Raw genomic sequence first — 13,135 nt, forward strand, 5'->3', positions numbered from 1 at the left:
TATCCAATCAAAACCATGAACCACCTACTAACCTTAAACAGGATAAAAAACAAGGCCAAATTTTTAACCACTACCCTACTGATGATTTGTTTTTTCAGGAGTATAGGTCAACAAGATGCCCAGTACACCCAATATATGTACAACACCCAAGTAATCAATCCGGCTTATGCTGGTTCGAGGGAAACACTAAGTTTTGGTTTGCTGGGCCGCACCCAGTGGGTGGGTTTCGACGGATCCCCCCAGACCTTAACATTCACCGCAAATGCACCGGTGGGATTGTACAACAGTATGGGGCTTGGGTTATCAATTGTGCATGACCAAATTGGTCCTGCAACGGAATCCAATATCACCATCGACTATTCCTATACCATTGATGTATCCAAAACGAGTCGATTGTCCTTTGGACTCAAGGGAGGTGTGGACCTTTTGGATGTCAATTTCAACACCTTGAACCTGATTAACCCCAATGATCCTAATTTTCAGAATAATATTGACCAAAAGCTTCAGCCCCAGGCCGGTGCAGGTCTTTACTTCACCAATGATAGATTTTATGCTGGATTATCAGTACCCAATTTCTTGAATACTGAACACTTTGATGAGAATTCGCTCGATAATGCCGATGCAGCAAGTATAGCCATGGAGCGTTTGCACTATTTTTTGATTTTGGGGTATGTTTTCGATTTGAAAAGAAACATAAAGTTCAAACCAGCCACTTTGCTAAAGACGGTAAGCGGTTCACCCTTACAATTGGATCTATCGGCGAATTTCATGTTCAATGAAAAATTTGTGTTGGGCGCTTCATACAGATGGGATGCCTCCATCAGTGCACTGGCCGGTTTTCATGTTTCACGATCATTCTTCGCAGGAATAGCGTACGATTACCAATCGACCAGTTTGGAAGCCTATAGTGATGGTTCCTACGAAGTGTTTTTAAGGTTTGACATTTTTAATAGATCCGATAAGGTTTTGATTCCCAGATTTTTCTAAGCATAGATTTCATGAAAAAAAGATTTCCCATACTCAACATTTTCATTCTTTCAATTCTCTTATTGACTGGGCACAGCATGCTCGCCCAAAAATCAAAACTAAAAAGGGCCAATGAGGAATTCGACCAGCACGCATACATCGACGCTAGAAAAATCTATTTGAAGGTGGCTGAATCTGGGTATGAATCTCCACAGCTATATAAAAAGCTTGGCGACACCTATTACTTTAATAGCGAATATGTGGAAGCCATTAAATGGTATCAAAAACTGATTCAGAAATATCCAACTGGACTTGAACCCGAATACTATTACCGGGCCGCCCAGACCTACAAAAGTGTAGGACTGTACCATGAATCCAAAAAGATGATGGGCACGTATACTTCGTTGACCGCAAGCTCCAACATCGCCAAGAACTTTGTGGAAAGTTATCCCTACTTGGACAGTCTTGTCGACTTTCGATCCAATAAGTTTGTTGTAGAAAACATTACGAACAAACAATCTGGTTCCGATTTCGGTCCATCGTTGTTTGAAAATAAAATCATCTATGCTTCTTCCTCGGGCAATCCCAAAGGAAATAAAATTCATGATTGGAATGGCCTCCCCTACTTGGATTTATACGAAGCTAGAATTGGTGAAGATTGGAAATTATCAAAACCTGTACCCCTTAAGGGTGATATCAACACCCCTTATCATGAATCCTCCGCGATAATTACCAAAGACGGAAACACCATCTATTTTACCCGAAACAACTATATCGATGGAAAGAAGAAAACCAATTCGGAAAAACTTGTAACCCTAAAAATTTACACCGCACAGCGGAGTTCTGATGGGTCTTGGAAAAATGTAAAAGAGTTGCCCTTCAATAATGATTCCTATTCTGTTGCCCATCCGGCATTGAATCCTGAGGAGACCAGATTGTATTTTTCCTCAGATATGGAGGGAACATATGGGGAATCCGATATTTGGTATGTAGAAATCTACAACGCTTCCAATTCCTACTCCAAACCAATCAACCTTGGACCACAAATAAATACAGAGGCACGGGAAACCTTTCCTTACATAAGCGCAAACCAAAACCTTTATTTTTCAAGTGATGGGCATCTCGGTCTGGGTGGACTTGACATTTTTGCCGTTTCCCTGTATGATGATGGCCCTTTTTCCAAGGTCACAAACCTCAAACAGCCCATAAATACCAATAAGGATGATTTTGGGTTCATTATGGATGAAAAAACTCAAATCGGTTACCTTTCCTCCAACCGCGACGGAAATGCGGGTAGTGTTTCTGACGATATCTATAGGGTTTGGGAAAAATGTGGGGTAATCACCATCCAAGGCACTGTTTCCGATGCCAGGAACAATAAGCCTTTGGCTTCATCGGTTGTTGTTTTGCTAGATGAAAATAACGACCAAGTATCCAAAATCACCTCGGATGACAACGGTTTTTATGCATTTAAAGATTTAATAGAATGTGGTAAAAGATATGCCATACGGGCGGAGCATGATACCAGAGCCTATAATCCGATGGAAAAAAGTATTGTCACGCCAAGGGGAACCCATACCCTGGACATGAACATAGCGCTTACCTCCGCTGACTGTCCTGCTCATGATCTAGGATGTCGATTAAACCTTCAGCCGATATACTTTGATTACGGCAAATACACCATACGAAAGGATGCCGAGGTGGAGTTAGCCAAGATTCTCCAGGCAATGAAGGAGTATCCACAATTAAAAATCCATATAGAATCCCATACCGATTCCAGATCTAGCTCAGAGTTCAACAAGCGACTATCTTCAAGACGTGCCTGGTACACCATGGAATGGCTGGTAAAACATGGAATTGAAAGGAATAGACTTTCTTCCAAAGGATATGGGGAAACCCAATTGTTGAACGAGTGTTCGAATGGGGTGAAATGTTCCGAACAAAAACATCAGCTTAATCGAAGATCAGTTTTTGTTATTCAAAATTAGGTTTTAATACATTAATTTTCAGATAGTTACAATCTTATAACTTTTTTTGGCACGCTGTTTGGTATCTACATTTCGAATGTAAATAGTTGCATTCAGAATTTAAAATCGAATAGTATGAAAAAGTTAGTACTCACTATAGCAGCGGTCTTGCTGGGAGTTCCAAGCTCTTCAGCAGCCACAATGGAAGGTAAGACGTTAATTGCAAGTACTTACCGATACGGGAACTCATTCATCTTTGTCGAAGATGGGGTAACTTTTTCAGTATACCCAGATGGAGAGTTCGATTTTTATATCGGTAATCAAGTAAATGTAGGTGTTGGTGCCAGAATAGGTAATGTTGGTGTCACATTCAACTCAGGATTCAATTACAACCCATTTGTTCAGTATGATGACTATGGCGCGGTGATCCAAGTGGAGAACGTTCCAATTTATTATGATTATTATGGGCGTGTTTCCCAAATTGGAAATGTGGATGTATGGTACCGAAATGGTCGCGTACGTAGGGTTGGAGGATTGAATGTATTCTACAATGGAGGAGTGTTCAGTCACTATACCGGTTTCATCAACATATACAATAGACACTATGTATATAGACCATTCCATAGATATTTTGCACGTCCTGCGGTAAACTTTTGTAACGTGTATTACAGACCGTACAGAAGGTACTATAGACCAGTACGATATACGTACTACAGACCTTATAGGTACAACCACAGAAGAGCTTATGCTTCAATTGGAAAGACCTATAGAAATGATAGACATTATAGAAGAGATAGAATTTACAGAAATGACAAAAGAGTGACCCGTCGTGGTAATCATATTAGAAGAGATGGTGCTGATTATGGAAGAAGTAATCAAAGAGTTGGTCGTAATGACTATGATTATAGAAAAGGAAATGCTGTAAGTCGTTCAAATAACAAAGTAACAAGAAGTTCTGATTCGAACAGAAGTGTAAGACAGAGTGATTATAGAAGAGGAAACAATACTGTAAGTCGTTCAAATAACAAAGTAACAAGAAGTTCTGGTTCGAACAGAAGTGTAAAACAGAGTGATTATAGAAGAGGAAATACTGTATCGCGAAACAACAATGGAAGAACGGTTACCCAAAGACAGGTAACAAGGAAGCCAAATAGTAGAACGGTCACCAAAAGAGAGGTTACTACTACCCCGCGAAAAAGAACAGTTACCCGAAGTACTACAAATACGTACAGAAAGCCACAGAGCAGAAAAAGTACGAGTAGATCGGTAACGAAGAAAAGCAGTCTTCCGAGAAAAACGGTTTCTAGAAGTACGAAGACAACAGTAAAGAGAAGTTCTGGAAACACAAATTATAAAAGAAACAGCACCACAGGTACACGATCAAGAAGTACAAGAAGCGTGCAATAAAGATAGTTTTTAGGTTGGTTAGTTGTTTACCCCGTAGTTGGATTTATCCGCTACGGGGTTCTTTATTTTGGTACAAGCCAAAATAGGTTTCTTAATCTTCCCTCCTCTTCAACCAATTAGATAAGATTCCAGAAACATCCTCAGAAATCTCAAAACGAAATAATATTCCCAAATACATTGCAACAACAAAGGCTGATTTTAAAATGATATTTACAATGGGGTGAAATGGAAATTGCAGCATGTAAAACAAAACCAGTAACAATAACAATGTTGCAAATACCTTAAAGGTAGCTTTTGAGAAAGGTAGAAATCCGAACTTAAGTTTTACAAAAACCAGTTTGGACAGGTTAAACATAAAAATGGAGATAAAGCTGGCCAATGCTGCACCTTCTATACCGTAGATTGGAATCAACCAAAGGTTGAGCAGGATGGTAATTGCGGCAAAACATGCGCCCATGACCAATACCCATTTGTAGTATTCCGAATAATATAAAATCGCGTTTACGTTCCCCAATAGGGAATCAAGCACCTTGGCCACTCCTATCAAGGTGATGATGACAAAACCCCCGCGATATTCCTCAGGTAACATCAGAAATAAGTCGTTTATGTTCAATACAATCAACACGAACAATATCCCAGCGGCTATAAAAGAGGTTAGTGATGTTTTCCGATATAGATTTTCAAGCTCAAAGAAATTGCCCTCGTTCAAATAATTGGCGGTAAGAGGATAGGTGATTTGATTCATCGCTCTTGCGGGAACAATAATACTGGTGGCGATATACACTGCTACTCCATAATAAGCCACATTTTCCAGCGCCTTAAATTGGTTGATCATAAATTTATCTATCTCCAAAAGTATGAGTGCAACCGAACCTCCAACAACCATTAACAAACCATAACCAATGATGGTTTTTGTTTCCTTCGGAAATTTAAAATCCAGAGCAGGTCTCCGTAAGCTATAAGCATACAACTTCATCAAAAGGGTCCGCAACAGGTAGATGCCTACGATTCCCTTCAAAAAGAAATCCAACGAAATAATATCTGAATACAATAATACCAGTAAAACCGATACACATATTCTGGCAAAGACCTCTTTTAGAAAATTACCAAAAACGGATTTTAGATGGACTTTGCTCCAAGCGTAGAACACCTCAAAGTAGGCCATGGCAAGTCCGACCAAAAATAAATACCATAAATAATCCTTTACCAAGGCATTTTTTACCGATAAAAAATCACCAATGGTGTCGTATCCCAACCAAATCAGCACTGTAAGCGGTAGAATAATCAATAAAGGTGACAATACGATCAGGGTTAAAAAACCGTTCCGTGATTGCTCTGTCTGTACACTATAATATTTCACCAACCCATTGTGTGCTCCAGATGCCATAATCGGCATTAAAATAGCTCCAGTGGCCAAAATAAAGGTGACCAATCCATAGTATTTGGATTCAAGTATATTGGTGTATAGAAATAAGGTGTTGACTGCGCCAAATGCAAACCCAATAAAAGTGACTATGGTATTTTTGAAGGACTGCTTTAAGACGATTCCCATTGAATGAAATTTGCCAGTTGGTCGGTCAGCGCTTTACGATGATATTGCTCAATTCCTTTGGAATCACAGTGCAACTCACCGCTCTGATAGGCTTCAAACCAGTTTAAAAGTACAGTTTTTAGTTCCTCCTTCTGTTTTTTTCCATAAAAAACTCCGGCATTGATAGATTTTACAATATCACCTGCCTCCCATCCTTCCGGACCCAAAGCCAGAATCGGTCTTTTGGCATTCAAATATTCAAACAATTTTCCTGGTATAATCCCCTTGGTCTCCTTTGCATCAATTTCCAATAACAGTAATACTTGTGATTTCTGCTGGGTCTTAACCACTTCGTCATGGGAAAGATATCCCAACTTCGAGACATAATCCCCTAACCCATTTGCACTAATCGATTCCAACACCTCTTCCCCCACTACTCCGGCCAACTGGATTTTCAACGCCTTACCAAAAGCATCGTTCTCAGTGCACAACTCTTTCAATGTTTCCCACAAATCAATTGGGTTTCTACCAGTAAGTAAAGATCCTATATGGGAAATGGTGAAATCAGAATCCAAATGATTTACATTCGCTTGGTCCTCATATCCATTGGTTATGACCCTAATGGGTTTTTGTGTCAGGCTTTTAAACTCTTCCTGGGTTGTCTTGCTAGTCACAACAATCTTATCAGCTCTGTTCAACACTTCACTCTCCAAAGCTTTGTGTTTTTTCTGGGAGGTAGAAGTCAGCCGTAATTTTTTATGATACCCAATTGACGTCCATGGATCGCGAAAATCGGCAATCCATTGTACGGAATGTTGCGCCTTCAATCCCAAGCCAATAAGGTGTACACTATGGGGAGGACCAGTGGTAATTATGGTTTCTATAGCATTGTCCGCAATATATTTGGATAAAAATTTTATGGACGGTTTAACCCATAATTTTCGAGCATCGGGGATAAAAAGATTGCCTCTAATCCACAGTAGCAATTTCTCCAAAATCGAAGGATTCTTTTCTTTGATAATACCAGAACTGATGGTCTTTGTCCTTTTTTTGGACAGGAGGCCTGCCCAGACATAAGGTTCCTTGATGGGTTGTCTTAAAATTGTGATTCCGGTGGGTACCTCTTTGATTAAATCCTCATCAATGATGGGATAGGTAGGATTTTCAGGAACGTAAACAGTCGGTTGAATGTCAAAAGCTGGCAAATACTTTACAAATTTTAACCATCGCTGCACACCAGGTCCTCCAGCTGGAGGCCAATAGTACGCTATGACCAAAACTTTGTTCATTATTCCTTTTTGGACTTTTTAGGGCGCAACGAATATCCCACGCCTCCAAGTATGATCAATCCCAATAGAATGCAACTGCCCAAGGTAATCTGGCTGCCGGTTTTTACGATTTCCGGTTCAAACTTGAATTCGATTTCATGGCTTCCGGCTGGAACCTTCATTCCCCTAAGTGCATAATTGACCTTGTAATGCGGGGTAGGTTTTCCATCTACATAAGCTTGCCAGTCAAAGGGGTAGTGCATTTCCGAAAATACCGCGAATCCAGCACTATTGTTCTCGGATTGATACTTTATGTAATTGGGCCTATGGTCAACCAAACTAATGGAAGCCAAAGAATCCACTTCATAACCCAGCTTGGTTACCGTTGGATAAACTTTGGTGTTTACTACGGCTTCAGATTTCGAATCAAATTCTTTTAAAGACTGAATCTCCTCATTTGCCAATTTTACCGGTATTATCTTGTCTACAAACCAAGCACTTCCATTGGCATTGTCGTTTACGGCAGGAATGCTATTGCCATCTTCATCTTGTTGAATGATGTATTTCACATTTAACATGTTCAACACCTCTAAATTGTTCTGATATAGATGATGTTCGAACAAGTCCTGAAGCTGCCTAGGTTTGGCGGCGTGATACCCGCCAATGGATTTATGAAAATAGGACGTTCTTGCTCCGTTCAACCCTTCTTGCGGATCGAATACCCTGTAATTGGCATCGTCCTTCTGAATTAAATTATCCAGTTGACTGGCCTGAAACGGAGAATTCACGTTTCGTTGACGAACAAAATCATCTTTGTTCACATACCTCCGGTCTACCCCTACCAAATCAAACAAAATCAACGCTCCCAAGGCCAAGGCAAGCAGGTTTTTCCCAATTTTATCTTTGATAAAAAACCAAAGCGCCGTTGCGGCCAAGGCAACATAAATTAAAGAACGAATCGTATCACTTATGTAAACCGCCTCACGGTCGCGTTGAATCATCGTCATGAGCTCGTCTCCAAAATAACCTCTATATGTTTCATCGCGCAATCCTTCGAAATCGAAAAAGGCCTTCATCAAAAAGATAAAAACACCAAGGCCAAGTGTCACAAAGAAACTTAATTTAAGCGCCTGTAACTTTTGAGCTTGTTTCAGTTTGGTTCTAAAAAGTTCTCGTATCCCTAAAATACCCAAAACTGGCAGGCAAAGTTCTAGCACGACTTGGATTGATGATACTGCACGAAACTTGTTGTAAAGCGGGAAATAATCAATCATAAAATTCGTCAGGGCAGGAAAATTTTTACCCCATGACAATAACAGGGCCAACAATGCACCTGTAAACAACCACCATTTCTTTTTCCCATTCACTACAAACATGCCCAGAAAAAACAGAAAGACAATAATAGCACCGACGTAGGCTGGAGCCGCTACAATAGGTTGATTTCCCCAATACAAAGGCAAGCCGGTTGATAGCTCCAATGCTCTGGTCGGAGACAGTCCTTGGCCTGTAAGGTATTCATAAACCTCAGAATCTTTTCCCAAATCCTCATTACCTGAACCACCGAACAATCGAGGAGCAAATAAGTTAAGGGACTCTGCTATACCGTAACTGTACTGGGTTATGTAGTCATAATCCAAACCACTTGTGGCAATCTTTGGACTTCCATCCGGATTTATGGTCAATTCCGATTTACCCCTAGTACTCCAATCGGCATATTGCTTGGTCGCAAGAAGTCCCGTTGCATTGGTTGCAATGGAAAGCGCTACGGCCAAAATCAAAATTCCAACACCAGTAAAAAAATGCTTTAGCTCTTTGTCCTTTATGGCATAAATAAAGCGCACCAATCCCAAAATGAGCACCAAGAGCATAAAGTAATAGGTCATCTGATAGTGGTTGGCACTAATTTCCAGTGCCATCGCCAAGGCGGTCAGAATAAACCCAAGCAGGTATTTTTTCCGGAATACCAGGACAATCCCACCCAAGACCATCGGAATATAACCTAACGCATGTGCTTTAGCGTTATGCCCCACCCCAAGAATTATGATAAGGTAGGTGGAAAAACCAAAGGCCAGTGATCCCAGAATTGCCAAACGATATTCCACCTTGAGGCATAACATCAAAATATAAAACCCGATAAAATACAGGAAAAGATAATCTGCCGGTCTGGGTAAAAACCGAATCAATCGGTCCAATTTCTTTACATAATCGTGGGGATAATTTGCCCCTAGCTGGTATGTGGGCATTCCACCGAATGCACTATTGGTCCAATAGGATTCGTCTCCAGTAAGTTCTTTATAATCATTTCGCTCCTTGGCCATGCCCTTGTATTGGGCAATATCGGATTGAAAAATAGCCTTACCCTGAAGCACAGGATAAAAGTAGAGCAAGGAGGCCAGTATAAAGAAAGCTATAACACAAACACTGGTGATAATGGCTTTTGGAGAAAGATTCATGGATGGATTTTGAATGGACAAATATTAGTCAATTTCTTCAAAATCTATATATTCTCCAACTTTTTTTGAAGGATTGGATTTTTTAAAAGGTTTTTTGGAAACGGTCGTTTCTCCTTCATTTGGCGTATTGTTTCCAAAATCTTGGTAATTGCCAAATTGCTCCCCAAACCGCTGTTGGGTTTTCTTTACAGCATAATTGAGCAGTTTCGGAGCCAACCATTTTGCCAGCAATTTAACTGCGTAGTATACTAATATGACTACTAAAATCGTTTGTAGTAAAACCATATAACAATAACTATTGGATCAAAATTACATTGTTAGTCCTTTAAATTACTTGAAAGTATCATAAAATAGTATTAAAATCAGTTATATGGATCTCTCCCTTTTAAAAAAGACCCCATTATTTCTTTGTACAATTCCGTTTATTTTGAACGCGCAATACACGGATGTGATCAATTCCAATAGGCCTGGTAGGGCAGTTAGTGCCTACGCTGTTGGGAAAAATGTGGTCCAGTTTGAAATGGGTTTGGTCTACGAGCAACAGGACAATGCATCCTTGGGAACGGACTCCAACATATTGGGAACCGATGTTTCGCTTCGTTATGGGTTACTATTTGAATCCCTAGAAATCAATTATGAGGGATCTTTCATATCCCAAAATTTAACTGATATCAATGCAAACACCAGTGATCGTTTAACCGATTTTTCCAGAAATAGATTAGGTCTCAAGTTCTTGATTTTCGATCCTTATAAAGATCCTGAAAGCAACAAACCGAATTTATACAGTTGGAGAGCGAATAATGTTTTCCAGTGGAAAAATCTTATCCCGGCTGTATCTCTATATGGTGGAGCAACTTTTACTTTGGGTGACAATCCATTTTATCCTGGTGACCCCAATATTTCATACCGAGGAGCCATAGCTACCCAAAGTCGACTTTCACCGCGATTTGTGTTGATTTCCAATTTTGCTTACGACCGTATTGGAACTGATTTTCCTGAATTGAGTTATGCGGTTTCGATTACACATGCATTTAGAAACCCAAAATGGAGTGCCTTTCTGGAAAACCAAGGTATTACAAGTGATCGCTATAAAGACATTCTACTGCGAACAGGTGTGGCTTATTTGATCAACGAGAATTTTCAGGCTGATCTGCATATGGGCTCTGGTTTCCAAAATTCACCGTCCAGAATTTTTGCGGTTCTTGGTTTCTCGTATCGATTAGACTTCCATAAGGATTCCTTGGTACCTATAGATAGCCAAAAATCCAGACAAAGCGGAAAAATTCGCAAAAAGGATGTCAAAAAGAATCGTCGCAAGAAAACTAAAAAGAAAAAGAACAAACTTGATTTTTAAGTTTTGACGGTATCATTTTTCTTCTGCTGATAATATTCCTAATATTGTAAGAAGTAACATTAAGTGTCAATTCGAGCGCAGTCGAGAATGACACTAATTTTTTTGCAACAGAATCAGGTCTCGACTGCGCTCGACCAGACATCCCCAAAAGTTATGGGTATGGTCACCATAAAGCAGGTAGCTTCTAAAAACGATTTAAAAAAATTCGTAAAATTTCCTTTCAAAATATATAAAGGTTCTCCCTATTGGGTCCCTCCTATTGTAAAGGATGAGCTCGAATCTTTCAATCCTGATAAGAACCCTGTCTTTAAAAATGCGGAAGCCACTTTCTTTTTGGCCTTCAAAGATGGGAAACTTGTTGGAAGGGTTGCTGCCATCATCAATTGGCTGGAGGTAAATGAGCAGCGAATCAAAAAAATGCGATTTGGATGGTTTGATTTTGTGGATGATGATAATGTTTCAAAGGCCTTGCTTGATAAAGTAGCCGAAATTGGACGCAACAATAATTTGGAATATATGGAAGGTCCAGTGGGCTTTTCCAATCTGGACAAGGTGGGGGTGCTTACCGAAGGTTTTGACCATATTGGCAACATGATTACTTGGTACAACCATCCATATTACCAATCGCACTATGAGCAGTTAGGGTTTGTAAAGGAAAAGGAATATCTGGAAAACAAATTTTTGTTTGCCAATGCCGACCCGAAAATCTTCTATAAAGCCAATATTCTCATTAAAAAGAGATACGGGCTCAAAGAACTCAACTTTACCAACAGCAAGGAGATAATGCCGTGGGTGGACAAAATGTTCGATTTGTTCAACAACACTTATTCGGTACTTTCTTCCTTTGTGAAGATTACGGATGTACAAAAGGAATATTTTAAAAAGAAGTACATCAGTTTTATTAATCCTGAGTATATCAAGTTTGTTGTCGATTCCGAAAATGACTTAGTAGCCTTTGCTATAGTAATGCCCTCCTTTTCCAAAGCGCTGCAAAAAGCCAATGGCAAGCTGTTCCCCACAGGTGTGTTTCATCTTTTGAAGGCAAAAAAGCACAGCAAGGATGTAATATTTTACTTGATAGGCATCCACCCGGAATATCAGAACAAGGGTGTTACCGCTATTATTTTTAACGAATACTATAAGACTTTTCAGGAGAAGGGTATCGTCAACTGTATTAGAACTCCAGAACTGGAAGAGAACGTGGCCATACGACAAATGTGGAAACATTTTGACCCTGTTACCCATAAAAGGAGAAGAACGTATCGCAGAAATTTGAGCAGTTAATGCTTAAGTGAGCAACTTGTTCGTCGTTGCATTATCCGTTCATCTTGTAACAAAACCCTTTTTGCAAGACTAAACAATAAAAGGTTTAAACAAGTTATGGTCAATTTACCATCTGGACAATACTTCGGAAGCAGCTTCAATATGGTGGAAAACGACCTGCTGAAGCTTTGTATCACCAAACATGGCAAGGAAACCACCATTGAAAAGCACCACCACGAGAATACCTATTTGAGTATACTGTTTTCAGGTAGCTATATTGAAGAAGGGAACGGGATCACCCAACATATAACGGCGGGAGAAGCGCTCTTAAGACCAAGGGGTTATGAGCACCAAAACTATTTTCAGGAAACCGAGGGCAGTTGTTTTAATGTGGAGTTCAAATCTGGTTGGTATGAGCTAGAGCATGCTCAAATGCAGCGCCAAAACCAAAACTTGCAAAAGTTCAAAGCCTCCAATTACCCTTCATTATATCAATTGATATTGGGTCTGAAAAATGGCGAGGAAACTGATTTGGTCTTTGAACAGGTGTATGATTGGTATTTAGATTTTATTGCGCCAAAAGCTGTCAAACAGGACAAGCAATGGATCAAGGAGGTGGTCGCCCTGCTAAATGATGAATTAGATCAATTCCACTCGCTAGAAAATTTGGCCAGTCGAGTAAAGGTTCATCCGGTTTATTTGTCCAGGGCATTTAAAAAATTTCGAGGCTGTACCCTAAGTGAATTTCAAATACGACTCAAAATAGATAGAGCGTTATATCTACTTTTGAATTCTTCTAAATGTATAAGTACAATCTCTTTTGAAACCGGATTTTACGATGACCCCCACTTTATTAGGTCCTTTAAGTCGGTTTATGGGGTCTCTCCACACAGGTTTCGTAATACCTTAAAAGGTTAATCCGGTAC

Annotated in this window: 10 protein-coding genes; 6 read left to right on the plus strand and 4 right to left on the minus strand. The window is 39.8% G+C overall.

The window, feature by feature from the left end; all coding sequences use genetic code 11:
• Window positions 1-15 precede the first annotated feature (15 nt).
• From ACULLH_RS13460 to ACULLH_RS13470, 3 genes are all read left to right on the plus strand, one after another.
• The gene (locus tag ACULLH_RS13460) at window positions 16-987 is read left to right on the plus strand and encodes a PorP/SprF family type IX secretion system membrane protein (protein WP_454089275.1); all 972 of its coding nucleotides are present in this window, start codon (window positions 16-18) and stop codon (window positions 985-987) included.
• An 11-nt stretch (window positions 988-998) separates the two neighbouring features.
• The gene (locus ACULLH_RS13465; RefSeq protein WP_454089276.1) at window positions 999-2,954 is read left to right on the plus strand and encodes an OmpA family protein; all 1,956 of its coding nucleotides are present in this window, start codon (window positions 999-1,001) and stop codon (window positions 2,952-2,954) included.
• Window positions 2,955-3,068: 114 nt separating this feature from the next.
• The gene (locus ACULLH_RS13470) at window positions 3,069-4,340 is read left to right on the plus strand and encodes a hypothetical protein (protein ID WP_454089277.1); all 1,272 of its coding nucleotides are present in this window, start codon (window positions 3,069-3,071) and stop codon (window positions 4,338-4,340) included.
• 91 nt (window positions 4,341-4,431) lie between these two features.
• Here the strand turns inward: ACULLH_RS13470 and ACULLH_RS13475 are convergent, their stop codons facing one another.
• From ACULLH_RS13475 to ACULLH_RS13490, 4 genes are read right to left on the minus strand one after another with little or no spacing between them, the layout of a single operon-like run.
• Entirely contained in the window at window positions 4,432-5,892 is a 1,461-nt protein-coding gene (locus ACULLH_RS13475; RefSeq protein WP_454089278.1) for a lipopolysaccharide biosynthesis protein, read from the minus strand.
• The gene (locus ACULLH_RS13480) at window positions 5,877-7,160 is read right to left on the minus strand and encodes a glycosyl transferase family 1 (RefSeq protein ID WP_454089279.1); all 1,284 of its coding nucleotides are present in this window, start codon (window positions 7,158-7,160) and stop codon (window positions 5,877-5,879) included. The genes ACULLH_RS13475 and ACULLH_RS13480 overlap by 16 nt, the downstream gene beginning before the upstream one ends.
• A complete protein-coding gene (locus tag ACULLH_RS13485; RefSeq protein ID WP_454089280.1) occupies window positions 7,160-9,592 on the minus strand; it encodes a YfhO family protein in 2,433 nt (810 codons plus the stop codon). The genes ACULLH_RS13480 and ACULLH_RS13485 overlap by 1 nt, the downstream gene beginning before the upstream one ends.
• Window positions 9,593-9,616: 24 nt before the next feature.
• Window positions 9,617-9,877 carry a DUF4834 family protein gene (locus tag ACULLH_RS13490; protein WP_454089281.1) on the minus strand — a complete coding sequence of 87 codons (261 nt, stop codon included), beginning with the start codon at window positions 9,875-9,877 and terminating at the stop codon, window positions 9,617-9,619.
• Between the two features lie 85 nt (window positions 9,878-9,962).
• Here ACULLH_RS13490 and ACULLH_RS13495 point away from each other — a divergent pair, with 85 nt between their 5' ends.
• The 3 genes from ACULLH_RS13495 (at window position 9,963) to ACULLH_RS13505 (ending at window position 13,127) form a co-directional block, all read left to right on the plus strand.
• A complete protein-coding gene (locus ACULLH_RS13495; protein ID WP_454089282.1) occupies window positions 9,963-10,946 on the plus strand; it encodes a transporter in 984 nt (327 codons plus the stop codon).
• 159 nt (window positions 10,947-11,105) lie between these two features.
• Window positions 11,106-12,230, plus strand: coding sequence for a GTP cyclohydrolase (locus ACULLH_RS13500; protein WP_454089628.1), 1,125 nt, complete (start codon window positions 11,106-11,108; stop codon window positions 12,228-12,230).
• Window positions 12,231-12,326: 96 nt separating this feature from the next.
• On the plus strand, window positions 12,327-13,127 hold the full coding sequence (locus ACULLH_RS13505; protein WP_454089283.1) for a helix-turn-helix domain-containing protein: 801 nt from the start codon (window positions 12,327-12,329) through the stop codon (window positions 13,125-13,127).
• Window positions 13,128-13,135 lie beyond the last annotated feature (8 nt).

The organism is Flagellimonas sp. 2504JD4-2 (genome assembly GCF_053642935.1).

What these genes read in the sequence shown, in the direction of transcription:
- ACULLH_RS13460 (WP_454089275.1), top strand. Translation starts at nt 16, where the DNA reads ATGAACCACCTACTAACCTTAAACAGGATAAAAAACAAGGCCAAATTT.
- ACULLH_RS13465 (WP_454089276.1), top strand. Translation starts at nt 999, where the DNA reads ATGAAAAAAAGATTTCCCATACTCAACATTTTCATTCTTTCAATTCTC.
- ACULLH_RS13470 (WP_454089277.1), top strand. Translation starts at nt 3,069, where the DNA reads ATGAAAAAGTTAGTACTCACTATAGCAGCGGTCTTGCTGGGAGTTCCA.
- ACULLH_RS13475 (WP_454089278.1), bottom strand. Translation starts at nt 5,892, where the DNA reads ATGGGAATCGTCTTAAAGCAGTCCTTCAAAAATACCATAGTCACTTTT.
- ACULLH_RS13480 (WP_454089279.1), bottom strand. Translation starts at nt 7,160, where the DNA reads ATGAACAAAGTTTTGGTCATAGCGTACTATTGGCCTCCAGCTGGAGGA.
- ACULLH_RS13485 (WP_454089280.1), bottom strand. Translation starts at nt 9,592, where the DNA reads ATGAATCTTTCTCCAAAAGCCATTATCACCAGTGTTTGTGTTATAGCT.
- ACULLH_RS13490 (WP_454089281.1), bottom strand. Translation starts at nt 9,877, where the DNA reads ATGGTTTTACTACAAACGATTTTAGTAGTCATATTAGTATACTACGCA.
- ACULLH_RS13495 (WP_454089282.1), top strand. Translation starts at nt 9,963, where the DNA reads ATGGATCTCTCCCTTTTAAAAAAGACCCCATTATTTCTTTGTACAATT.
- ACULLH_RS13500 (WP_454089628.1), top strand. Translation starts at nt 11,106, where the DNA reads ATGGTCACCATAAAGCAGGTAGCTTCTAAAAACGATTTAAAAAAATTC.
- ACULLH_RS13505 (WP_454089283.1), top strand. Translation starts at nt 12,327, where the DNA reads ATGGTCAATTTACCATCTGGACAATACTTCGGAAGCAGCTTCAATATG.